The sequence below is a fragment of the Nocardia sp. FDAARGOS_372 genome, assembly GCF_002554515.1.
GTDB classification, from domain to species: Bacteria; Actinomycetota; Actinomycetes; order Mycobacteriales; family Mycobacteriaceae; genus Nocardia; species Nocardia farcinica.
The window spans coordinates 3,601,452-3,622,523 of record NZ_PDDW01000001.1 but is presented as its reverse complement, the minus strand read 5'-3'; the positions used below and the strand labels follow the sequence as shown (position 1 = coordinate 3,622,523).

Here is a 21,072-nt window from a genome sequence, read left to right as displayed (position 1 = left end):
TTGTGCGCCCGTCACCGGTGCAGCCCGCCGAAGAGCGTCCATCGAGCGAATGACACCCGGGGAGCGGCGCATTCGACGTCGGCCACGGCCAGCAGGCGGTCCAACGTGATCGCGTCGACGTGGGCGGAGGACGGCAGGATCACGGCATCGGCGCCGGACGCCTCGACTTGTTCCGCCAGACCCAGGACAGAGGAAGGATCGGCCCATCTGAGCGGGTAACCCAATCGACGAGCAACCCGCCGCACCTGGGCCGCATCCCATTCCGGTGTCGGTGATGACGGATCTATCCATCCCAACGCGTGCACCTGATCCCCTCCGTCCCCTCGCAGTGGCGTAACCGATCCCAGCCGGAGAACCGCAATCGAACCGGCGGCGGTACCGCCCTAGATTCGTGGGCTGTTCATCGATGAAGGGCCAAGCCGGGGCCAGTCCGCCTATCGTGGATGCATGGGTGCTCTCCACGCCGGTCAGCGCGTCGCGGCGGAGCGAAAGCTCGCCGGCCTCACACAGCGCCAACTCGCAAGTCGTGCAAACTATTCGCTCGGTTTGGTGAAGGCGGTCGAGCAAGGCCGGGAACCTGCGAGCCCCGCCTTTCTGGCCGCCGCTGCAAGGGTCCTGCGCGTCGAACCCGAGCGGCTGACCGGCGAGCCCTACCGGGATCTGATCGAGACCGACGGACCGCTGGAAGGCGTGACGGAGCTACGCGCGATCCTCACGGAGGGGCCCTACCTGGCCGCACTCGAGCCCGCGCCGCTCGACGAACTGCAAAGGGAGCTCGACGAGGTCGACCAGGCGTATCTGCAGGACCGGGGCCGGGATGCGTTGGCGCGGCTGCCCGAGCTGATCCGCCAACTGCACGGAGCGCTGCGGGAAACCAGGGACACCACCAGGGTGTGGACGATGCTCGCGCAGGCGTGGGCCGCCGTGGACCGGTCGACGCTGCAATACAACCTGGCAGGCTTCGGTCCCACGGTCCTCGACCGCCTCGATCATGCTGCCGAACGCGGCGACGACCCTCTCTACCGGACTCAAGCGCTCGTCAAGCGCGCTAGACGGTTGATGTACTTGGACCAGCACGTTGTCAGCCTGGATCTGATCGAACGTGCGCTCGACAGTGTGCACGGTGACGGCGCGGGAGAGCGGGCTTTGCGCGGGTCCGCCCATCTGACCGGCGCGGTCATTGCCGCCCGGGGTTTCCGTCCCGACGTGGCCGAGGAACACTTGCGCGAAGCGCGTCGCCTCGCTGCGCCCATGCGTAGCGAAACCAGCTTGTACGGAACTCTTTTCGGGCCGGTGAATGTCGGTATCCACACCACGGCAGTCGCCCTGGATTCCGGCGATCCCGGACGAGCTGCCCGTGAAGGCGCGTCACTGGTGATTCCGGACGCTGTGGTGGCACGTCCCCGGATCGGCCATCACTGGCAGGACGTTGCACGCGCCTGGCTGCTCACCGGGAAACCCGACCTCGCATTGGATGCCCTCAACCGGGCGCGCCGGGTCGCGCCCCAACAGACGAGAATGCACCCGAGCGTCCGTGAGACTGTTTTCGGAATCGCTGCAGCTCAGCGTCGACAGAAGAACAGCGTTTCGAGCTTCGCCAGCTGGCTCGGCGTTCAGTTGTGATCTTCGAGGACGTGCCGCCCGCTCGTGCGGGCGGCTTGGACCGATGGATCGGCCCAGTGCAGCGCATATCCCAACCGTCGGGCGATCCGCCGCACCTGCGCGGCATCCCACGCCGATATCGGCGATGACGGATCGATCCAACCGAGCGCGTGCATCTCGAGCCCCTTCCTGACCGCGTGCGTTGGCTACTGCTTGGTTCTTCGAATTACGGGGTTGTGGTTCTGTTCTAATGGCGGAATCGGTGTCGGGGCCGGATCGGTACCTCGGTTGCGCCGGACGGGCGCAATCGATCAGCTACGGAGTCGATAGGAGTCGCCATGGCGACAAGCCGATACCGAATCGTTCGTCAGCTGCTGATCTGCGGTGCCGCGATCACCGCGTTCGCCGCGACCGCCCTCGGGGTGGCCGGGGCGTCACCGGGCAGTGGGTCTGCGGCGCCGGTGCAGGGGCCGCCCGGTCCGCTGGTCGAGTTGAACGCGTACTGCCGGGATCATGGCGGGGTGGGGCACGTGGCGAACGGTCGCACAGTTTATTGCGTGCAGGTCTTTCAGACCGATGCCTTCGTCTGGTCGTACAGTCCCCGGCCCATGGCGTTCGATCCGAATCAACGGGGATATTCCTGCACCGATGTATGCCGTTGGCCGGACGGGTCGATCGTGCCGAATTATCAACGGTGTGGCGTGCTGTGCGGGGAGCCGCCGACCAGTGGGGATGTCCAGAGTGGGCTGAACGACTGCCTGGAATCCGGCGTGGATTTCGTGGAGTGTGAGCGGCGGATCGGGGGCTGAGAACAGCCGCCCGGCAGCCCGGACAAACGATTGTGTGCCCACAATTCTCGGGGCGTGGAAATGGTGTCCGGGTACTGATCTGGTCGGGCCGACCCGCCTACGAGGGCGCGCCGTGACCGGGTGCGGGGGGTGGGGAGGTGCTGTGCGACGGAGTGCGGCCGATCGTCCGCTCACCAGGGGCGGCTCGCTCCTGGACGACGGCGTTCGCGAGTACGGGAGCTCCCCGGTGGTGCGGTAGGGAATAAGTACCCTATTCGTTGTTGCCGGCTTGTGATATGTGCCGACGTCTCGCCGAGCACCGCTGGATCGTGCATTGTGAAACTTTCAATCTGTGCTCGGCGAACCCGCCCGCAAACAACACCGAAAGGTATGGAATACCACCCGGTTTAAATACCGCTAGGTATAGTTTGTTGCGCGAGCGGGGAAAACGCGTGATCGCTCAGATTTTCCTGGCGTTCGCCGTGCAACTTTCGCCCGCCGTGTGTAGCGTCTGGCACCTGTAAGCCCTTGTGCGACAAGCGGGGGCAAATCCTCGGATGACAAGCGGTGACGCGGTGCTCGGTATTGACGGCTGCCTGAAACGCATCATGGACATTCCCGGTGCGCGCAGCGTGACGATGGTGGATGGTGCGAGCGGTCTGGCGATCGCGGCGGCGGGTCGGCACGATCTGGTGGATCAGCACGAAGACGCCGCGGGCACAACGGATGTGGTGCGGGCGGTGCTGGGCTGTCCGGCGCTGGCGAGCGGGCCGGGCGGCGACGACGTGTGCGAGATCATCGTGTGCGGCAGCAGCGGATATCACCTGTTGTATCTGGTCAACGGGGATTTCGACGGGCGAATCTTCGTGCACGTGGTGTGTGACGAGGCTACCGGGAATCTGGGGCTCGCGCGCTATCAGCTGACGACGATTCTCACCCGATTCGTCGAGGGCGACGATGAGCGCTGACCTCGCCGTCGCGCTGCGCCGACTGGAACAGGAGGGACGCACCGGCGTGTTGCGGGCGGGGGACGGCGAATTCCACCTCGCCGACGGGGTCATCGCCTCGGCCCACTGCCGTCGCGCCACCGGGCTGGACCGGCTGGTGGTGGCGGCGGGCGTCGCCACTCCGGAGGACTGGCAGCGGGCGGGGGCGGGCGATCCGAGCCGGGTGCTGGCGCAACCACAACTGGAAACCCTTGCGCTGCTGTCGGTTTACGACGCCGCCTATTTCCTGCTCGCCTCGACCGCGGAACCGGAGTTCCGGCCCGCGCCCCCGCACTGGCTGGCCGGGGTCTGCCATGTGCGGCCGCGCGAACTGGTGCGCGAGTGTGCCCGGCGCGGTGATCCGGAGTCGGGGCCGTGGCCCGCCGAACTGGTCGACCGGGTGCCGGTGGTCCCGGTGCGCCGGGTGCACCGCCGCCGGGTGGTGCTCACCGCGGGACAGGTGGAGGTGCTCGCGGCCGCCGACGCCCGCCGCAGCATCACCGACATCGCGCGGGATCTCGGGCGCACGACCTACGGGTGTCTCGCGGCGGTGCGCGAGCTGACCGCCGCGGGACTACTCGAAGCTCCCGGGGCGCGATCGGAAACGGCATCCGCCGATGCCGGGCCGGAGCTCCGGCCTGGCGGGCAGGTCAGCGGTGAGCAGTCGCCGGGCCGGGGCACCGAGCGGTCCACCGGACGGCACTCGATCGATCGGGTCCGGACGAATCCGGGCTCGTCCCGCGCGACGGCACTGTCCCCGGTCGCCGCCGAGCGGGCCGCCGAGGAGACGGTCCGGAACGCCGTCGCGGCGGCGATGGAGGCCGCCCGTCATGCCCCACCGCGCGTGCGGCTGCCCGGCGGCGACTCTCGCCGCGCCCGGACCGCACCGGACACCGCCGCCGACAGCCCGATCGGACCGAAATCCGCACCGCCGCCACCACTTCGACGTCGGGTGCGGCAGCCGGTACCCGCTCCCGGCCCGGACCGATGGGAGCCGGTGGATGTGAACGTGCTCGTCCGCGTGCGGGCGGCATTGGAGGAGCTTGCGTGACCGCGCGGAAGAAACTGCTCGGCGATTGGATGGGAAGGTTGACCAAGGTGGCGATGTCCGGACCCGAACCGTACGCGGTGGTGCTGGCGGAGCTGAAGGCGCTGCGTGAACGCGTCCCACGGCTGACCGGCGCCCTGGTGGCGTCGGGTGACGGGTTGCTCATCACACACGATCTGCCGGGCCACATCGAGCCCGACGGCATGGCGGCGCTGACCGCCTCGCACCTTGCGCTGTCGTATCGCCTGGCCACCACCGCGCACGGGGGCGGCTTCGACGAGGTCGTGGTGCACGGCACCGGTGGCTACGTCGTCATCTACACCGCGGGCTGGGCGTCGCTGACCGTGCTCGCGGACTCCGCGGTGAACGTCGGTCGCCTCCACCTGGAGTCGCGGCCGGTGGCCCGCGCCATCGCCGACCACTTGGCCGTGCTGGCGAACGGGCCGAGACACAAGCAGCCGACGAAAACAGATTGAAAGGAACGGAAATGACCAATATGGATCTGGCCCTCAAGGACATGATGGTGATCGACGGGGCCGTGGGTGCCGCGGTGGTCGACTACAACTCCGGCATGGCGCTCGGCATGCTCGGCAGCTCCAAATCGCTGGACCTGCAGATCGCCGCGGCGGGCAACACCGAGGTGATGCGCGCGAAGATGCGCACCATGGACCAGCTCGGCCTCAGCGACGAGATCGAGGACATCCTCATCACCCTCTCCGGCCAGTACCACATCATCCGGCCCATGACCGGGCGCAAGTCCAAGGGCCTGTTCCTCTACCTCGCGCTCGATCGCGGCCGGGCCAACCTGGCGCTGGCCCGGCACCGGCTCAAGGGGATCGAAGAAGATCTCGAGATCTAGTGCTCACCGGTAGCGCTCACGCCGACAGGCGGTAGAAACGCCAGAAGCCGAAATCCTCGATCGGCAGGATCTCCACCTCCGCGAAACCGGCCTCGCGCGCGTAACGGCGCAGGGTGTCGTAGCGCATCACCGTGCCGGTGCCCGCGGAGCCGGGGTGCGAGAGGCCGTCGGGCAGGCAGATCAGCAGGCTGAACCCGTACATCAGCCGGTCGATGTCGCTCGCGGGCGCGTCGAAGGTGGCGGCGACGGCCTCGTCCATGACGATCGCCGCCCCACCCGGGCGCAACGCCCGGCGCATCCCCTCCAACACCCGCACGGGATGCGGCATGTCGTGCAGGCACTCGAAGGCGAAGACGGCGTCGTAAGCGTGTTCCGTGAGTGCCGTGGCGGCGTCGGCGAGGTGGAACCGCACCCGGTCGCCGACGCCCGCCGCGGCGGCGTGCTCGGTCGCCATCCGCACCGAGGGTCCGTCGACGTCGAAACCGTCGACGATCAGCTCCGGGAAGGCTTGGGCGAGGGCGATGCTCGACCAGCCCCCGCCGAATCCGACGTCGGCGACGCGCGCGCCCGGCCTGCTCAGCAGGTCTGTCATCGTGGTGACCTCGCCCAAAGCGGCGGCCAGCCGCTGCCGGAACCAGGGGCGATTCATGTCCGACTGCGCCTCGCGCATGTCGGTGCCGAACTCCGCCCAGCTCACCCCGCCGCCGGTGCGGTACGCGTCGAGCAGCGCGGGCAGCTGGACGGCCGCGGCGGCGAACATCCGTGCCAGCGGCGCCAGGTAATTCAGGCTGTCCCGGTCGGTGAGCACCTCCGCCACGCCCGCGGGCAGGGCGAACCGGCCGTCCAGGTGGGTCAGGATGCCCGCGGCGGCCTGCTGCTCCAGCCATTCCCGGGCATACCGTGGTCCGCCGCCCGCGCGGGCCACGAGTTCGGCCGGGTCGGCCGGACCGTGCTCGGCGAGCGCGCGGTACCAGCCCATCCGGTCGCCGAGGTGGACCGCGAGCAGGTCGACCGCACCCAGCGCGGCGGTGAGCATGCGCTCGGCGAATCGGTCGGCGTCGAGTGGCGGTGCGGGAATGGTGGTCACGGGGCGTCCTTCCGTCGATGCTCGTCCGGCCGGGAACGCCCGGCGCGGGCCTGCATCCGGATCGCGCGCGGCGCGCGGGAGGTTAACGAGCGACGCCTCGACCTCGGGCGGATGGCCCGACGGGTTCGATCAGTCCAGCAGCCCGTGCAGCAGCAGTGCCCACGCGTGCTCGGCGGTGGTCTGCCGGGATGCGACGTCGGTGCGCGCCAGCACCGCGGCCAGCATGGCGACCGCGAGCACGAGATCGGTGGCGCCCAGCCCGGCGCGGATGCCGCCGCGCTGCGCCGGGTCGGCGAGCTTGGTGTCGAGCAGGGTCAGCAGGCGACAGGCGGGCTCCAATACGCGCGGATCGTCGCTGGTCGGATCCAGCATCGCGATGAAGGCGGCCGAGGCGGTGACCTGATCGACGATGACGGCCAGCACATCCGCCACGGTGGTACCCGGATCGGCGGCCAGCGTCTCGACCTCGGTCAGGTTCTCCTCGAACACGGCCAGCGCGAGCGCCGCCCTGGTGGGGAAGTGCCGGTAGAGCACGCCCTGCCCGACCCCGGCGGTGCGGGCGATGAGGCTCAGTGGTGCGTCGAAACCGTTGGTGGCGAAGACTTCTCGTGCCGCGGCGATCAGCGCGGCGCGGTTGCCCGCGGCGGCGCTCGGACCTCGGTTGGCGCGGCGGGTTGCACTCACCCACACCACTCTAATTCCGGCCGATCCCGTGCTCGCCGGATCGCCCGATGACGGGAACCGGATCGCCGCCCCGCGCGTCTATAGAGGAGAAGACGGCGGCGTGGAGGTGGGGGATGACGGTACGACACTCGGGAACCAAGGCCGGGCGGTGGCTGGTGGCCGCGCTGGCGCTGGCGGTGGTGGCCGGGCTCGCGGTGGTCGGGGTGCGCTGGTGGCAGGGCGGTGAACCGGCCGTGGTGGGCGAACGGCTGAGCGCCTTCCCCGCGATCGACCACACCGTGCTCGACCCCGATCAGCGCGCGCTGCTCGCCGTGCTGGAGCGGGAATTCGCCGACCCACGGCCGGGGACGGCGTATGCCGAGGGGGTGCGCGAGTCCTGGTGCGCCGACTTCGTCAGCTGGACCATGCGCGAAGCCGGCCGCCCGCTGGCCAACCCGAACTCCGGCTCGTGGCGCATTCCCGGGGTGTATACGCTCCAGGAGTACTACGAGAGCGTCGGCCGATTCGTCCCCGCCACCGACGGCTACCGGCCGCGCACCGGCGACGTGCTGCTCTACGGCCCGTCGAGCCAGTTCGGCCAGCACACCAACATCGTGCTCGCCGCCGCCGACGGGGAGGTGACGACCATCGGCGGCAACGAGTTCGACCGGGTGGCGGTGCACCGCTTCCGCCTCGCGGACGTGCGGGATGTGGTCGGCTACGGACGATTCTGAAAATCATTGTTGTTCAGCTGAAATGGCCGGTGCGGGCGCGGGTCCGCGGGTGACCTCGCCGTACTATGGAATCGACAGTGCCCGGCAGCGCTGTCGACAGGGACCCTGTCCTGCTCTCCCCTCATCGGCAGGACAGGGTTCCGCCGATCGTGCCGTTCTCCCGAAATCCCCGTCGCGTAGCGTGTCGGATGTCCGTGGAGAGGTGAGGGTTGGCGAGAGCTGATGCAGCCGAGTGAGGAAGGCCCGCAGGAACCGGGCTGGATCGAGTACGCGCAGTTCGGCGAGCGGTTCGTCACCCACGCGGTGACCGAGGACCGCATCATCGCCGCCGTGTCGGGCATGGTGGGCCAGGGCGTCAGCATCGGGCCGGTGAACCTGGCGCCCGGCGGAATGGCGGGCTTCCTCGCCGAAGGCAAGGTCGGCACGCCCGCGGTGTCCCGCCACGAACGCAATCTCGTCTTCCACGTCACCGTCCCGGTGACGTTGGCGCTGAAGATCCTGCTGGGCGGCAAGCCGTTGCGGTTGGAGGCGATCGTGGAGATCGACCTGACCTTGCATGCCCGCACCGCCGAGCCGGTGCTCATCGTCATCGACGTGCCACCCATCGCCGCCGAGAACGTGAGCTTCGTGCTGCGCGCCTCCGCCGTCGACTCCGCCTGGGAGTGGATGCTGGACCCGATCGCGGGCCTGGTGCAGCGCGAGGTCGCCAATCGGGTCAACGCCATCCTCGCCGAACCGGCGGCGCGGCGCGGGCGGGTCTTCGATATCGAGGCGATGGTGGCGGGCACGCGCTCCGAACACCGGGGCCGGGAGCACTTCGACTGGATCGACTACGGCGAATTCGGTCACCGCTTCTTCGAGCGGGTGGTCACCCGGCAGCGGATCGAGGAGGTGGTCGGCCGGATGGCGGGCCGGCCGATCGAGATCGGGCCGCTGCGCACCGGGCCGCGCGACCGCGCGACGGTGACCGTGCGCGGCGCGATCGGCACGCCACTGTTGAGCGAACGCGAGGCGGTGACGCCGCGCCGATTCGGCCTGCTGCTGCCGGTCGGGCTCGACATCACCGTGGAGGTGTTCAAGGCCAACCGCTACCGCGCCGACGTCGAGATCCCGCTCGAACTGACCGCCCGCGCCGCGGACCCGCTGCGGGTGGTGATCGACGTGACTCCCCCCGAACCGGAGGATCTGCGCTTGCGATTCAAGGCGCACGGCGTGCGGGCCGCGACGCTGGGCGCGCTGGCCGGTATCAAGAAGCAGGTGATCGCCCAGGTGCTCGCCGTGGTGCGGCAGGAACTCGCGCGTGGGGAGGGGCGCATCATCGACGTCGCCGCCCGCATCGACAGCCTGGTGTGAACGCGCGCTGTGATCAGTGGGATCAGTGGTGTTCCTGGGGCCTAGCGGTTCCAGTGTGAATGTGGTGAAATGTGATCACGTTCGAGGCTCCCGGCGCGCAGATCGACCTGGGGAAGGTGCGCCGGGCACGCTGCATGTCGGTCCGGGGGAATTCGTCGAAGGAGCCCTGCGAATGCGTTCTCATCGGATGTCCCGGCGCGCCCTGTTCGCCTACTCCGCCGCCGCGGCCGCCCTGGGCGTCACCGCCTCCGCCACCCCCGCCGCCGCCGCGCCCCGCTACGGCACACTGCTCGACTACGCCGCGGGCGTGCCCTCGGCCGCGGCCATTCGCGAGGCCGGCCATGCGGGGGTCATCCGCTACGTCTCCGACCGGCGGCCCGGCGCGGAATGGATGGCGGGCAAACCGCTGCTCGCCGGAGAGGTCGAGGCGCTGCGGGAGCAGGGCCTGAGCATCGTCAGCTGCTACCAATTCGGCAAGGGACCGACCGCGGACTGGCGCGGCGGACTCGAAGCGGGCAAGAAGCACGCCGAGCGCGGTCTGGAACTGCACCTGGCCGCGGGCGGCCCCGACGACTCCCCGATCTACGCCTCCATCGACGACAACCCCACCCCGGTGGAATTCGCCACCATGATCGCGCCCTACCTGGTCGGCTGGCAGACCGTGCTGGGCAAGCAGAACGTCGGCGTCTACGCCAACGCGCCCACCATCGAACTGGCGCGGGTCGCCGGACTCGGCGCCTGGTACTGGCAGCACAACTGGGGAACGCCCAAGGGTTTCGTGCATCCCGGCGCCCACCTGCACCAGTTCGAGATCGACAAGCGCACTGTCGACGGCATCGGCGTCGACGTCAACGACATCCTGAAGCCCCAGTACGGGCAGTGGAGCTAGGTCTGACAGTGCGCGGCGGGGGTGATCCGCAGGTCCGGCTCGTCGTCGGGCACCACCCGCAGGCTCGGGCGCGAGTCCGGCGCCTCGTGATCGCCGCGCCAGGAGAACAGCGACCAGCGTGACAGGCCCGAGAACGCGGAACCCAGACTCGCGAACGAGCTGGTGGAGATGATCGACCCGAACGAGCCGATCGACCCGATCGACAGCACCGAGCCCACGCTGCCGATGGACAGGATCGAATAGGCCGAGCCGATCGAGAGGATCGAGCCCTCCGAACGGATGGACAGGATCGAGCGGCGAGAGCGCCTGCTCCGGATCGAGCGGGTCGTGCGTGCCGTGAGTTCGACAGTCGCCATGCTCCCGGTCTACCACAGTCGCGCGTGCCCCGGAGGGGTTCGCGGCATCGCCGTGCGTGTCGGGGAACGACGAAGCCCGGCCGCCGGAATCGGCGACCGGGCCTCGAATGCTCGGTGGTGTCGGCCGGACGCTCAGGCGACGGTGAAGAAGCCGAGGGTCGGCAGGAACGAGCAGGTGCGCGGCGCGGCGTCGGGTGCCTGGGTGGTCAGCGAACCGCCGACGACCGCCACGATCCGGCCGCGGCCGGTGTCCACGATGGCCGACAGGGTGGCCGGGCCGTCCGGGTTGATCTTGGCCTCGTCGGTGAGCGGCACGACGCCCGACTGACGGGTGTCGAGGTTGAGCCACTGCACCGTCATCGGCGGGTTCTGTACGGGGGTCGGCGACTTGGTGCCGAGCGCGGTGAACACGAAACCGGTCTGCCCCGCGGCCGGGCCGGGCGGCGGCAGCTGGGCCGGGCCGGGCACGGCGAGGGCGGTGCCGACCGAGTCGCTGGAATCGCCGATGCAGCCCTTGCCGATGGTCGGGTAGAGGAACTGCGCGATGGCGGGGCCGTCCTCGGGCAGGTCGGGGCCACCGCCGCCGCTGCCGTCGAGGAAGGTGATGATCCGCTCGAGCGTCGCCTTGATCTGCGGGGGCAGGTTCAGCGTCGCGAGCAGGGTGCGCGCCTGGGCGAGGATGCCCGCCTGCGGGCCCTCGGCGATGTCGGCCGGACCCGCGATGGCGCCGACGATGGCGGGGGTCAGCGCGGCGATCGCGTCGACCGGCACACCCTCGGGCACCATCGGGACGCTGTTCGGAACGGCGGCGGGAGCGGGGGCCGGTGCCGCTACTGCGGTCGGCATGGCGAGCGAAGCGCTCGCCGCCAGGGCGAGTGCGGTCAAGGCGATCCGCGATCCTCGGGTGCGAAGCACTGGTCTAGCCGTCCTTACCTCGGGTACATCTGGTCAACGGGAGCGGACCCGTTGGTATCGGGGGTCACTCTAAGGACATGGGGACCGGCTTGTACAGCCGCCGTAGTCCTTTGTTGGTGCTGTGGACGATCAGTGTTACCAGACAGTACTGCGATTCGATGTTACTGGAGTGAAAGTTGATGCAAACGTTACCGGTGTGCCGACGCCGATGGCGCCGGTCCACCGACTGCCGTGCGCGGCACTCCGGTTAATCTAGTCATCACCTTCGGCTCGCGTGCGCCGAACACTCCGAAACACCCCCGGCCGCGCCGGCGACCCGCACACCACCTCCGAAAGCCTGCGATTTGAACCGAGAGAGCGCTCGGACGGACGCACGTCCGGCCGCTGCCCCCCTGCGAACGGCGCTGGCGTTGCTCGGCCTCTCGGTGCTGGCCCGGCTGCTGTGGATGCTGTTGTCCGACAACGGGATGAATCTGGTCGACCTGCACGTCTACGTGGACGGCTCGGCCTCGGTGCTCACCGACCGGCTCTACGACTTCACCTATGCGGAGAAGACGCCCGACTTCCCGCTGCCCTTCACGTATCCGCCGTTCGCCGCGCTGGTGTTCTCGCCGCTGCACTTCCTGCCCTTCACCGTCATCGCGGTCGGCTGGCTGCTGGCCACCGTGGCCGCGCTGTACGGGGTGGTGCGGATCTCGCTGGAGTTGCTGCTCGGTCGCGAGCGGTTGCGCGAGCCGGGCTGGCGCACCGCGACGGTGGCCTGGACGGCGGTCGGGGTGTGGCTGGAGCCGGTGCGCACCACCCTGGACTACGGGCAGGTGAACGTCTTCCTGGTGCTCGGGGCGATGCTCGCGGTGCGCAGCTCGCGCTGGTGGGTCTCCGGCGGGCTCGTCGGGCTGATCGCCGGTATCAAGCTGACGCCGGCGATCACGGGGCTGTACTTCGTGGCGCGCAGGCGCTGGGGCGCCGCGGTGTTCTCCGCGGTGGCCTTCGGCGGCACCGTGGCGATCAGCTATCTGCTCAACAATCACGAGGCCACCCGCTACTTCGGCACCCTGCTCGGCGACGCGGACCGCATCGGACCGGTGGCCTCGGTGTGGAATCAGTCGCTGCGCGGGACGCTGAGCCGGATCCTCGGCTACGACGTGGAGACCGGGCCGATCTGGATCGCGGCGGTGCTGCTGGTCGCGGTGCCGGCGTTCTTCGCGTGGCGGGCGCTCGGCCCCGACGACTTGCTCGGCACGCTGCTCGTGGTGCAGCTGTTCGGGCTGCTGGTCTCGCCGATCTCGTGGTCGCACCACTGGGTGTGGTTGCTGCCGCTGGTGCTGTGGCTGGTGTACGGGCCACTGCGGCAGGCGCCGGGCGCGCGGGTGCTGGCCGGTTACTGGCTGCTGACCATGCTGGTCGGCGTGCCGTGGGTGCTGTCGTTCTTCCAGCCGACGATCTGGGAGATCTCCCGGCCCGGCCTGCTGTCCTGGCTGGGTGCGGTGGACGTGCTCGGCGTGCTGGCCTGCTACGTCTGGGTGATCGTGGCGGGCAGGCGCGCGCGGGCCACCGCGCCCGAGCCGGAGCGGGCCGGGCTGCGCTGACTAGCGCGCGAGTTCGTCGATCTGCCGGGCGAGATCGATGTCGCGGTCGGTGAGTCCGCCGGCGGAATGGGTGGACAAGGTGAAGGTGACGGTGCGCCAGCGGATGTCGATGTCGGGGTGGTGACCGGCCCGCTCGGCGGCCTCGGCGACCCGGTCGACCAGGGCGATGGCGGCGGGGAAGGACTCGGCCTGCACGGTGCGGGAGATCTCGTCGCCGGAGCGCGTCCAGTCGGGCAGGTCCTGCAGCGCGGTGGCGATCTGTTCGTCGGAGAGCAGCTCGGTGGTCATGTACCGGTACTACCCGATCGAGGCGGGAGACACCGGCCCATCGCCGCGCGGGCCTATGCCGCGCGTGCCTGCTTGAGCGCCTTCTTCAGATCCTTGCCGCACACGCCCGCGGCCTCGGCCTTCTTCATCCGCATGATGACGACAGGGCATTTCACGCAGCGCGTCTTCTTACGGCAGCACTTCTTCTTCGGTTTGAGGCTGGAAACCTTCTTCGCCTTGACCTTGCCCATATTGGTTAGCGTAACCTAACTCGTGGCTGGGGAATACGGGCCCTCGGATTGCCGGTAGTGTGTGCGATGGCCGCGATGCCCGGTGAGTTTTCATTCTCCACCTGTTTGCAGGGGTCGGCCGGCACCAATACCTATCAGCAGGAGGATCCAGCGTGTCGTCTGCACGCGATTTTCGCAACGTCGCCATCGTGGCGCACGTCGACCACGGTAAGACGACACTTGTCGACGCCATGCTCCGCCAGTCCGGCGCCTTCGCCGAACGCGCCGAACCCGTCGACCGGGTGATGGACTCCGGTGATCTCGAGCGCGAGAAGGGCATCACCATTCTCGCCAAGAACACCGCGGTGCACCGGCACCACCCGGACGGCTCGGTCACCGTCATCAACGTCATCGACACCCCGGGGCACGCCGATTTCGGCGGCGAGGTCGAGCGCGGCCTGTCCATGGTCGACGGCGTCGTGCTGCTCGTGGACGCCTCCGAGGGGCCGCTGCCGCAGACCCGCTTCGTGCTGCGCAAGGCGCTGGCCGCCTCGCTGCCGGTGATCCTGGTGGTCAACAAGACCGACCGCCCCGACGCCCGCATCGCCGAGGTCGTCGAGGAGAGCCACGATCTGCTGCTCGACCTGGCCTCCGACCTCGACGACGAGGCCGCCGAAGCCGCCGAGCTGGCCCTGGACCTGCCGGTCCTCTACGCCTCCGGCCGCGAGGGCAAGGCCTCCACCGAGCGCCCCGAGAACGGCAACGCCCCCGACGCCCCGAACCTGGACGCGCTGTTCGACGTGCTGCTGAAGCACGTGCCCGCGCCCAAGGGCGACGCGCAGGCGCCGCTGCAGGCCCATGTCACCAACCTCGACGCCTCGCCGTTCCTGGGCAGGCTGGCGCTGGTCCGCATCCACAACGGCACCCTGAAGAAGGGTCAGAACGTGGCGTGGATGAGTGCCGAGGGCACCAAGACGGTGAAGATCACCGAGCTGCTCGCCACCGTCGGCGTGGAGCGCAACCCGGCGGAGGAGGCCGAGGCCGGCGACATCGTCGCCGTGGCGGGCATCCCGGACATCATGATCGGCGACACCCTCGCCGACCCGGACAACCCGGTCGCGCTGCCCCGCATCACCGTCGACGAGCCCGCCATCTCGGTGACCATCGGCATCAACACCTCGCCGCTGGCCGGCCGCAACGGCGGCACCAAGCTCACCGCCCGGCTGCTCAAGGCGCGCCTGGACCAGGAGCTGGTCGGCAACGTCTCGCTGCGGGTGCTCAACACCGACCGCCCCGACACCTGGGAGGTGCAGGGCCGCGGTGAGCTGGCGCTGGCGATCCTGGTGGAGACCATGCGCCGGGAAGGCTTCGAGCTCACCGTCGGCAAGCCGCAGGTGGTCACCCGGATGGTCGACGGCAAGGTGCACGAGCCGTTCGAGGAACTGACCATCGACGTGCCCGAGGAGCACCTGGGCGCGGTCACCCAGCTGCTGGCCGCCCGCAAGGGCAAGATGGTGCAGATGACCAATCAGGGTCACGGCTGGGTGCGGATGGAGTTCATCGTGCCCTCGCGCGGCCTGATCGGCTTCCGCACCGACTTCCTCACCGAGACCCGCGGCACCGGCATCGCCAACGCCGTCGCGCACGGCTACGCGCCGTGGGCGGGCGAGATCCGCTCCCGGCACACCGGCTCGCTGGTGTCCGACCGCGCGGGCAGCGTCACCGCCTACGCGATGTTGCAGCTGGCCGACCGCGGCACCTTCTTCGTGGAGCCGGGCGCGGAGACCTACGAGGGCATGGTCGTCGGCATCAACCCGCGCGCGGAAGACCTCGACATCAACGTCACCCGCGAGAAGAAGCTGACCAACATGCGCTCCTCCACCGGTGACGTGCTCGAGACCCTGGCGCGGCCGCTGGTGCTGGATCTGGAAGGCGCGCTGGAGTTCTGCGCGGCCGACGAGTGCGTCGAGGTCGGCCCCGACGTGGTGCGGGTGCGCAAGGTCATCCTCAACGCCAATGAGCGCGCCCGCGAGCTGTCGCGGCGGAAGGCACGGGACCGGGCCGCGTTGTAGAGTGCGGGACGTGAATTCGGGGGCGAGACGACGCGCGATGCTGCGCGTGCTGCAGATCCTGCTGGCGGCCTCCGTCCTGGTGGTGGCCGGATGCACCGCGAATCCGCCCCCGCCGATCGAGAGCACCGACAGCCCGAAGACGACACCGGCCAAACCGGGCAAGAACACCGTCGTGGTGGCGATCGACGACATCGGCATCGGGTTCAACCCGCATCTGCGCGCCGATCAGTCGCCCGCCACCTCGGCGGTCAGCGCCATGGTGCTGCCCAGCCCGTTCCGCCCGGTGCCGGATCCGGCGGTACCGGGTGCGACGCAGTGGGTGCCGGACACGGCGCTGGTGACGGCGGCCGAGGTCACCGCGCAGGAGCCGTTCACCATCACCTACACGCTGCGCAACCAGGCCAACTGGTCCGACGGCGCACCCATCGCCGCGGAGGACTTCCGGTTCCTGTGGCAGCAGATGATCACCCAGCCCGGGGTGGTGGATTCGGCGGCCTACCGGCTGATCTCCGATGTCAGCTCCTCCGGCGGCGGCAAGACGGTGACGGTCGTGCTGACCCAGCCGTATCCGGCGTGGCGGGAACTGTTCGCCAACCTGCTGCCCTCGCACCTGATCAAGGACCAGCCGGGCGGGTTCGTCAACGGGCTGGCCGAGGGCATTCCGGTCTCCGGCGGCAACTTCTCGATCAAGTCGGTGGACCCCGGCCGCGACGAGATCCTGCTCGAACGCAACGACCGCTACTGGGGCACCCCGGCCGCGCCGGACCAGATCCTGTTGCGGCGCGGCGGGACTCCCGCGCAGCTGGCCGACTCGCTGCGCACCGGCGACGCCCAGATGGCGCTGGTGCACGGTGGCGTCGCCACCCAGGCGCAGCTGGCGGCGATCCCGTCGGTGCGGACCGCGATCATGCCGCAGTCGCGCACGTTGCAGCTGGTGCTCAACGGCCGCAACCCGGACCTGGCCGACCCGCGGGTGCGTCGCGGCGTGCTGGCGCTGCTCGATCCGGCGCTGCTGGCGACGGTGGGCGCGCAGACCGGCGGCTGGGTGGAACCGGTACGCGCCCAGATCCTCTCGCCCTCCGACCCCGGCTACACCCCCACCCAGCCGCCGCGGCCGAGCCCGGAGGAGGCGTTCGCGCTGCTGGCCGAGGCCGGGTTCGCGCGGGCGCCGGAGCCGCCGCAGGCGGTCTCGCCGACCTCACCCGCGCCGCAGCCGCGTCCGCTGGCCCGTGACGGCCGGTCGCTGGCGGTGCGGATCGGGGCCGTGGTGGGCGATGCCACCGCGCACGCCGTCGCCAGCACCGCCGCCGACCAACTGCGCAGCGCGGGCATCGATGCGAGCGTGCGCACGCTCACCGCCGACGCGCTCTACGGCAAGGAACTGGTCGACGGCGGCGTGGACGCCGTCGTCGGCTGGGAGGTCGCCGGCGGTGATCCGGCCACCGTGCTGGCCTCGCGGTACGGCTGCCCGCCCAGCGGCGCGCCGGTGCCGGACGGCGAGGCGGAGGCGGTGCTGGAGGCGGCGCGCCGGGCGCCGAGCAATCTGTCCGGACTGTGCGACGTGGCGTTGCAGCCCGCCATCGACGCGGCCCTGCGCGGCATCGATGTGCCCAAGGTGCTCGCCGACGCGGAACCGGCGCTGTGGGGCCTGTCGACGGTGCTGCCGATCGTGCAGGACAACCTGGTGGCCGCCGCCGGGCCCGGCGTCGACGGCGCCGCGCTGAACGGAGCGATCCAGGTCGGCATCTTCGGGGACGCGGCGATGTGGCGGAGGATCCCGTGAGTACGGCGACCGGCGGGCTGCTGCTGGTGCACGCGCACCCCGACGACGAGACCATCACCACCGGTGGCACCATCGCCCGCTACCGCGCCCGCGGCGTCCCGGTGACCGTGGTGACCTGCACGCTCGGCGAAGAGGGCGAGGTCATCGGCGAGCAGTGGGCGCAGCTGGCCGCGGATCGGGCCGACCAGCTGGGCGGCTACCGCATCCTCGAACTCACCAGGGCGCTCGACGCGTTGGACGCCGGACCGCCGCGGTTCCTCGGCGGTGCCGGGCGGTGGCGCGACTCGGGGATGGCGGGCACCCCGTCGGCCGAGCATCCGCGCGCCTTCGTCAACTCCGGTCCGGAGGCGGTCGAGGCACTCGTCGAGGTGCTGCTCGACCTGCGGCCGCGGGTGGTGGTGGGGTACGACCCGAACGGCGGCTACGGCCATCCCGACCACATCCGCGCGCACCGGGTGACCACCGAGGCGGTGCGGGCGGCCGCCGAGCGCGGCTGGGACGTGCCGAAGTTCTACTGGACCGTCACCGACGCCGACATGCTGCGCCTGCACACCGAGGCACTCGCCCGGCGCACGGCCGCGGGCCTGCCGGGCGCACTGCCGCGCGGCTGGCGGCTGCCCGCGGCGGACGAGCTGGCCTGCGTCGCCAGCGACACCGTCACCACCACCGTCGACGTCGCGGAGGTGCTGGCGGCCAAGCGGGCCGCGCTGCGCGCGCACGCCACCCAGATCACCGTCGCGCCCTCGGGCCGGGAGTTCGCGCTGTCGAACAACATCGCCCAGCCGGTGCTGCCCGAGGAGCACTACGTGCTGGTGCGCGGCAGGCGCGGTCCCGCCGGGCCGGACGGGCGCGAACACGATCTGTTCGCCGGGCTGGACGGCGACGCCGCCTAGACTCCATGACGTGTACAACTGGGATCTCCAGAACGCCATCGTGGCCTTCGTCGACAGCCTGCGCCCGAGCGCGCAGCAGCAGCACGAGCTGTACATGTCGGTGCTCTACGCGTTCGTCGACATGCAGAGCCATCTGTTGACGCTGCTCGGCTACCCGCCGGTGCCGTGACGGCCCTCGACACGCGCGCCGATGCGCAGGCCGAACCCACCCGCATCGGCGCGATCGCCCGCGTGGGCACGATGGTGGTGTTGATCCTGGCGGCGCTGTTCACACTCGCGGTCGAAGTGCTGTATCTGCCGATCTACCTGGGCAGTTCGCAGCTGGCCGGCGCGGGACCTGAGCTGGTCGCGGCGCCGCTGGCGGCGCAGCCGGGGTCGGGAGCGGTCCCGGTGCCGATCACGGCGGTGCTCGCCGCGGTCGTCAACATCGCGCTGGTGGCGGCCATGCGCACGCTCACCGACAGCGTCCGGGTGGCGATGCTGCCGGTGATGGCGTGGACGCTCGGGTTCCTGGTGTGCACGTTCCCCGGGCCCGGCGGCGACCTGGTGCTCATGAGCGAATGGCCGACCCTGCTGCTGCTCGTCTGCGGTGTGGGCGCGCCGCTGATCTACGTGTTCCAGCGGGCGACGGGGGTCGCGGGGCGTTGAGCGCGTGAGGGTGCCGCTCGGCGACGGCATCGGTCGTCGCCGGCGCGCGAACCCGCTTCGTCAGCCCGGGTTCCGCGCAATGGCTCCGCCCGGTCCCGACCTCGACCGGCCCGGCGCGGTTCCCTCGACGTGGGTCGGATCGTCTCGGCTCCCGAGCGCGCCCGGTGTCGCGGCCTCGATGATCGCCCACGCCCGGGCGAGCGGGACGTCGACGACCTGGTAGGCCTTCTTGCCGGCCGCCGTGGCGGCGACCACGGTGGCGATCCCGGCCCGGCGTTGCCAGAAGGTCTGGCGCACCGTCCAGCCGATGATGCCCGGCGCTTCGAGGCAGTCGCGGTCGCGGTCGAGGGAACCGGATCGGGTGATGAGCCAGGCCGGGCCGGTACCGGAGCGGGGGAGCACGGTGTGCCCGAGCCCGCGATACCGATCCTCCGCCAAGGCCAGCGCGAGGAGGAAGAGCACGGCGGGCACCAGCCACCACCAGGCCCCGGCCGCCCAGCCGAAGGTCGGCAGGGCGAACAGCGCCGCCGCCAGTCCGGCGACCGGAGCGATCGCGCGCACGTAGCGACGGCGGCGGGCCACGGGGCCGTGCGGGGTGAGCGGCGCCGACAACTGCGCCGTGCCGGGCGATGCCACCTCCGGTGCGGGCGTTTTCGCCAGCGCAGCGGGCGTCTCGGCCGACACCGTCGACAGGTGCCTGCTGCCCAGCAGTTCGGCCAGGGTGCGTTCGACCGCCGCGCGCGGCGCCTGCGGCAGGATCTTCTGGCGCGGGTTCTCGCCCACCATGATGGCTTCGAGTTCGGCCGCGCCCGCCAGCCGCAGCAGCAGCGGCTCGTTCACGGTGGCGCCGCGGAATCGGGCCAGGTCCAGGGTGATCTGGCGGGTGGTGAACAGCCCGTGGCTCAGGTGCAGGGTGCGGCCGGTGTCGAGCACCCGCAGGCCGAAATAGGTGCTCAGGTAGCGGGCGCAGGCGGCCAGGCTGACCAGCACGACCACGCAGGCCAGCACCGCGAGTCCGATCAGCACGACGACGGCGACGGCGCGGCCCTCCACCGCGTGCGCGGTCTCGGAGGTGATCACCACCTCGCCGAGGCCGAACTGGAAGGCCAGGCCGACGATCGGCGCGACGACGGCGAATCCGGTCAGCGACAGCGGCGCGTACCGCACCCAGGCGGGCTGCCAGTGCCCGATCTCGCGGCCCTGCGGCGCGCGGGTCGTCGGCACGGCCGAATCACCTTCGGCGGGAAGCTGTTCGGCGGTGTGCGCGAGCAGTTCGGCGCGCAACGCGGGTGCGGTTCCGGCGGCCAGCGAGTCGAGCCGGAACTTCTCGCCGCTGTCGGCGGCCTGCCCGGTGCCGACGACCACCACGGCCAGCCCGAGCACCCGGTGCAGCAGGTCGGCTTCGATGTCGACCGAGCGGATGCGCGACCGCGGCACCGACAGCGTGCGGCGTTGCAGCAGCCCGGTGCGCAACTCGACATGCGTCGGCCCGACCCGGTAGGTGGTGGTGAACCAGCGGCTCAGCGCGTATCCGACGATCAGCGCCAGCGGCACCAGGCTCCAGCCGTGGTTGCCGCTGCTCGTGCCGAGGATGACCGAACCGATCAGCACCGGGATGAACTTGGCGACCTCGTTCACCGGATGCACCAACAGCATTCGCCGATCCAACCGCGACCACGGCCGATCGGTCTGCGGTGCGTTCACGTCGCGTCCCCGCGGTGGCGCGCGGCGATCTCGGTGAGCCTGCGCACCGTCTCCTCGGCCACCGGCAGATCCAGACCGGTGATGGTGACCGCCCCGGCGGAGGAGGCGGTCGTGACGGTGACGGTGGCCAGGCCGAGCAGCCGCTCGAGCGGTCCGCGTTCGATGTCGACCGTCTGCACCCGCGAGATGGGCGCGACCCGGCTCTCCTGGGAGAGCCAGCCGACCCGGGTGTAGACGGCCTCGTCGGTGATCTCCCAGCGGTGCACCGCGTAGCGCCACCACGGGACGACCAGCGCGCTGAACACCGCCAGCGCCAGCCCGGCGCAGAGCGCGAGCACCTGCAGTGTGCGCCGCTCCGAATCGACGGCCGCCCAGACGATCAACGCGACGAACGGGATCACCCACCCGAGCACCGATTGCGCGGTCCAGAGCAGTTTCGCCCGTGGGCTGGGACGCCAGGCCGGATCGGCCATGATCGTGCGCGGCTGCGACATGCCTGTCATCGTCGCACGAGGCCGGAAACCGGCGGGTCGCCCACACGGGTGGAATAGGCCACGCGGCGGCGAGGTTGTGAACGCTCACGACGAGTCCGTGACCGGCCGGTCG

25 protein-coding genes are annotated in these 21,072 nt (G+C 70.5%); 15 read left to right on the top strand and 10 right to left on the bottom strand.

Annotation, left to right across the window (positions count from 1 at the left end; all coding sequences use genetic code 11):
• Positions 1 to 11: 11 nt before the first annotated feature.
• Positions 12 to 305 (bottom strand): hypothetical protein, encoded by a 294-nt coding sequence (locus CRM89_RS17300; RefSeq protein WP_098085046.1) that lies wholly within the window; start codon positions 303 to 305, stop codon positions 12 to 14.
• 142 nt (positions 306 to 447) lie between these two features.
• Between CRM89_RS17300 and CRM89_RS17295 the strand changes: the two genes are divergently transcribed.
• Positions 448 to 1,623 carry a helix-turn-helix transcriptional regulator gene (locus tag CRM89_RS17295; protein WP_098085043.1) on the top strand — a complete coding sequence of 392 codons (1,176 nt, stop codon included), beginning with the start codon at positions 448 to 450 and terminating at the stop codon, positions 1,621 to 1,623.
• Here the strand turns inward: CRM89_RS17295 and CRM89_RS31025 are convergent.
• Positions 1,614 to 1,778: a hypothetical protein gene (locus tag CRM89_RS31025; RefSeq protein ID WP_172964537.1), complete on the bottom strand. Its 165-nt coding sequence runs from the start codon at positions 1,776 to 1,778 to the stop codon at positions 1,614 to 1,616. The two genes, CRM89_RS17295 and CRM89_RS31025, sit on opposite strands and share 10 nt — an antisense overlap.
• Positions 1,779 to 1,940: 162 nt before the next feature.
• On the opposite strand from CRM89_RS31025, the gene CRM89_RS30465 reads away from it, so the two are divergent.
• The 5 genes from CRM89_RS30465 to CRM89_RS17275 all read left to right on the top strand — a co-directional run bounded on the left by CRM89_RS30465 (position 1,941) and on the right by CRM89_RS17275 (position 5,283).
• Positions 1,941 to 2,411, top strand: coding sequence for a hypothetical protein (locus tag CRM89_RS30465; protein ID WP_060594494.1), 471 nt, complete (start codon positions 1,941 to 1,943; stop codon positions 2,409 to 2,411).
• 536 nt (positions 2,412 to 2,947) lie between these two features.
• A complete protein-coding gene (locus CRM89_RS17290) occupies positions 2,948 to 3,358 on the top strand; it encodes a hypothetical protein (RefSeq protein WP_228787939.1) in 411 nt (136 codons plus the stop codon).
• Entirely contained in the window at positions 3,348 to 4,427 is a 1,080-nt protein-coding gene (locus CRM89_RS17285) for a hypothetical protein (RefSeq protein WP_098085041.1), read from the top strand. The genes CRM89_RS17290 and CRM89_RS17285 overlap by 11 nt, the downstream gene beginning before the upstream one ends.
• Positions 4,424 to 4,900, top strand: coding sequence for a roadblock/LC7 domain-containing protein (locus CRM89_RS17280; protein WP_229434782.1), 477 nt, complete (start codon positions 4,424 to 4,426; stop codon positions 4,898 to 4,900). Before CRM89_RS17285 ends, CRM89_RS17280 begins: the two co-directional genes overlap by 4 nt.
• A gap of 11 nt (positions 4,901 to 4,911) precedes the next feature.
• Positions 4,912 to 5,283, top strand: a complete 372-nt coding sequence (locus CRM89_RS17275) for a hypothetical protein (RefSeq protein WP_011211306.1) — start codon at positions 4,912 to 4,914, stop codon at positions 5,281 to 5,283.
• A gap of 16 nt (positions 5,284 to 5,299) precedes the next feature.
• Here the strand turns inward: CRM89_RS17275 and CRM89_RS17270 are convergent, their stop codons facing one another.
• Entirely contained in the window at positions 5,300 to 6,361 is a 1,062-nt protein-coding gene (locus CRM89_RS17270) for a class I SAM-dependent methyltransferase (RefSeq protein ID WP_371392067.1), read from the bottom strand.
• Positions 6,362 to 6,499: 138 nt separating this feature from the next.
• Positions 6,500 to 7,054: a TetR/AcrR family transcriptional regulator gene (locus CRM89_RS17265; protein ID WP_011211304.1), complete on the bottom strand. Its 555-nt coding sequence runs from the start codon at positions 7,052 to 7,054 to the stop codon at positions 6,500 to 6,502.
• Positions 7,055 to 7,167: 113 nt separating this feature from the next.
• Here CRM89_RS17265 and CRM89_RS17260 point away from each other — a divergent pair, with 113 nt between their 5' ends.
• The 3 genes from CRM89_RS17260 to CRM89_RS17250 all read left to right on the top strand — a co-directional run bounded on the left by CRM89_RS17260 (position 7,168) and on the right by CRM89_RS17250 (position 10,009).
• Positions 7,168 to 7,767: a CHAP domain-containing protein gene (locus CRM89_RS17260; RefSeq protein ID WP_098085038.1), complete on the top strand. Its 600-nt coding sequence runs from the start codon at positions 7,168 to 7,170 to the stop codon at positions 7,765 to 7,767.
• Positions 7,768 to 7,989: 222 nt separating this feature from the next.
• Entirely contained in the window at positions 7,990 to 9,120 is a 1,131-nt protein-coding gene (locus tag CRM89_RS17255) for a hypothetical protein (RefSeq protein ID WP_098085036.1), read from the top strand.
• 172 nt (positions 9,121 to 9,292) lie between these two features.
• Positions 9,293 to 10,009 carry a DUF1906 domain-containing protein gene (locus tag CRM89_RS17250; RefSeq protein ID WP_098085033.1) on the top strand — a complete coding sequence of 239 codons (717 nt, stop codon included), beginning with the start codon at positions 9,293 to 9,295 and terminating at the stop codon, positions 10,007 to 10,009.
• Here the strand turns inward: CRM89_RS17250 and CRM89_RS17245 are convergent.
• Both CRM89_RS17245 and CRM89_RS17240 read right to left on the bottom strand, forming a co-directional pair.
• Positions 10,006 to 10,365, bottom strand: coding sequence for a hypothetical protein (locus CRM89_RS17245; protein WP_011211300.1), 360 nt, complete (start codon positions 10,363 to 10,365; stop codon positions 10,006 to 10,008). The genes CRM89_RS17250 and CRM89_RS17245 overlap by 4 nt on opposite strands.
• A 132-nt stretch (positions 10,366 to 10,497) precedes the next feature.
• Positions 10,498 to 11,280, bottom strand: coding sequence for a hypothetical protein (locus tag CRM89_RS17240; protein ID WP_041560399.1), 783 nt, complete (start codon positions 11,278 to 11,280; stop codon positions 10,498 to 10,500).
• 344 nt (positions 11,281 to 11,624) lie between these two features.
• Between CRM89_RS17240 and CRM89_RS17235 the strand changes: the two genes are divergently transcribed.
• Complete coding sequence (locus CRM89_RS17235; RefSeq protein WP_060594498.1) at positions 11,625 to 12,869, top strand: mannosyltransferase; 1,245 nt, start codon at positions 11,625 to 11,627, stop codon at positions 12,867 to 12,869.
• On the opposite strand, the gene CRM89_RS17230 is transcribed toward CRM89_RS17235, so the two are convergent.
• Together CRM89_RS17230 and CRM89_RS31020 are read right to left on the bottom strand one after the other, a co-directional pair.
• The gene (locus tag CRM89_RS17230; RefSeq protein WP_098085030.1) at positions 12,870 to 13,157 is read right to left on the bottom strand and encodes a 4a-hydroxytetrahydrobiopterin dehydratase; all 288 of its coding nucleotides are present in this window, start codon (positions 13,155 to 13,157) and stop codon (positions 12,870 to 12,872) included.
• A 53-nt stretch (positions 13,158 to 13,210) separates the two neighbouring features.
• On the bottom strand, positions 13,211 to 13,387 hold the full coding sequence (locus tag CRM89_RS31020) for a hypothetical protein (protein WP_011211296.1): 177 nt from the start codon (positions 13,385 to 13,387) through the stop codon (positions 13,211 to 13,213).
• Between the two features lie 152 nt (positions 13,388 to 13,539).
• On the opposite strand from CRM89_RS31020, the gene typA reads away from it, so the two are divergent.
• The 5 genes from typA to CRM89_RS17205 are packed head-to-tail and all read left to right on the top strand — an operon-like array spanning position 13,540 to position 18,762.
• A complete protein-coding gene (typA, locus tag CRM89_RS17220; RefSeq protein ID WP_011211295.1) occupies positions 13,540 to 15,438 on the top strand; it encodes a translational GTPase TypA in 1,899 nt (632 codons plus the stop codon).
• Between the two features lie 37 nt (positions 15,439 to 15,475).
• Entirely contained in the window at positions 15,476 to 17,221 is a 1,746-nt protein-coding gene (locus tag CRM89_RS17215) for an ABC transporter family substrate-binding protein (RefSeq protein WP_041560398.1), read from the top strand.
• Positions 17,218 to 18,114 (top strand): N-acetyl-1-D-myo-inositol-2-amino-2-deoxy-alpha-D-glucopyranoside deacetylase, encoded by an 897-nt coding sequence (gene mshB, locus CRM89_RS17210; protein ID WP_060595139.1) that lies wholly within the window; start codon positions 17,218 to 17,220, stop codon positions 18,112 to 18,114. Before CRM89_RS17215 ends, mshB begins: the two co-directional genes overlap by 4 nt.
• 10 nt (positions 18,115 to 18,124) lie before the next feature.
• Complete coding sequence (locus tag CRM89_RS31015; protein WP_011211292.1) at positions 18,125 to 18,283, top strand: hypothetical protein; 159 nt, start codon at positions 18,125 to 18,127, stop codon at positions 18,281 to 18,283.
• Complete coding sequence (locus tag CRM89_RS17205; RefSeq protein ID WP_098085028.1) at positions 18,280 to 18,762, top strand: hypothetical protein; 483 nt, start codon at positions 18,280 to 18,282, stop codon at positions 18,760 to 18,762. The genes CRM89_RS31015 and CRM89_RS17205 overlap by 4 nt, the downstream gene beginning before the upstream one ends.
• A gap of 60 nt (positions 18,763 to 18,822) precedes the next feature.
• On the opposite strand, the gene CRM89_RS17200 is transcribed toward CRM89_RS17205, so the two are convergent.
• Positions 18,823 to 20,418 (bottom strand): PH domain-containing protein, encoded by a 1,596-nt coding sequence (locus CRM89_RS17200; RefSeq protein WP_228822020.1) that lies wholly within the window; start codon positions 20,416 to 20,418, stop codon positions 18,823 to 18,825.
• A 44-nt stretch (positions 20,419 to 20,462) separates the two neighbouring features.
• A complete protein-coding gene (locus CRM89_RS17195) occupies positions 20,463 to 20,960 on the bottom strand; it encodes a PH domain-containing protein (protein WP_099421941.1) in 498 nt (165 codons plus the stop codon).
• Positions 20,961 to 21,072 lie beyond the last annotated feature (112 nt).

What these genes read in the sequence shown, in the direction of transcription:
- CRM89_RS17250 (WP_098085033.1), top strand. Translation starts at nt 9,293, where the DNA reads ATGCGTTCTCATCGGATGTCCCGGCGCGCCCTGTTCGCCTACTCCGCC.
- CRM89_RS31025 (WP_172964537.1), bottom strand. Translation starts at nt 1,778, where the DNA reads ATGCACGCGCTCGGTTGGATCGATCCGTCATCGCCGATATCGGCGTGG.
- CRM89_RS17245 (WP_011211300.1), bottom strand. Translation starts at nt 10,365, where the DNA reads ATGGCGACTGTCGAACTCACGGCACGCACGACCCGCTCGATCCGGAGC.
- CRM89_RS17275 (WP_011211306.1), top strand. Translation starts at nt 4,912, where the DNA reads ATGACCAATATGGATCTGGCCCTCAAGGACATGATGGTGATCGACGGG.
- CRM89_RS17230 (WP_098085030.1), bottom strand. Translation starts at nt 13,157, where the DNA reads ATGACCACCGAGCTGCTCTCCGACGAACAGATCGCCACCGCGCTGCAG.
- CRM89_RS17285 (WP_098085041.1), top strand. Translation starts at nt 3,348, where the DNA reads ATGAGCGCTGACCTCGCCGTCGCGCTGCGCCGACTGGAACAGGAGGGA.
- CRM89_RS31020 (WP_011211296.1), bottom strand. Translation starts at nt 13,387, where the DNA reads ATGGGCAAGGTCAAGGCGAAGAAGGTTTCCAGCCTCAAACCGAAGAAG.
- CRM89_RS17295 (WP_098085043.1), top strand. Translation starts at nt 448, where the DNA reads ATGGGTGCTCTCCACGCCGGTCAGCGCGTCGCGGCGGAGCGAAAGCTC.
- CRM89_RS17255 (WP_098085036.1), top strand. Translation starts at nt 7,990, where the DNA reads ATGCAGCCGAGTGAGGAAGGCCCGCAGGAACCGGGCTGGATCGAGTAC.
- CRM89_RS17195 (WP_099421941.1), bottom strand. Translation starts at nt 20,960, where the DNA reads ATGTCGCAGCCGCGCACGATCATGGCCGATCCGGCCTGGCGTCCCAGC.
- CRM89_RS17290 (WP_228787939.1), top strand. Translation starts at nt 2,948, where the DNA reads ATGACAAGCGGTGACGCGGTGCTCGGTATTGACGGCTGCCTGAAACGC.
- CRM89_RS17200 (WP_228822020.1), bottom strand. Translation starts at nt 20,418, where the DNA reads ATGCTGTTGGTGCATCCGGTGAACGAGGTCGCCAAGTTCATCCCGGTG.
- CRM89_RS30465 (WP_060594494.1), top strand. Translation starts at nt 1,941, where the DNA reads ATGGCGACAAGCCGATACCGAATCGTTCGTCAGCTGCTGATCTGCGGT.
- CRM89_RS17215 (WP_041560398.1), top strand. Translation starts at nt 15,476, where the DNA reads ATGCTGCGCGTGCTGCAGATCCTGCTGGCGGCCTCCGTCCTGGTGGTG.
- CRM89_RS17260 (WP_098085038.1), top strand. Translation starts at nt 7,168, where the DNA reads ATGACGGTACGACACTCGGGAACCAAGGCCGGGCGGTGGCTGGTGGCC.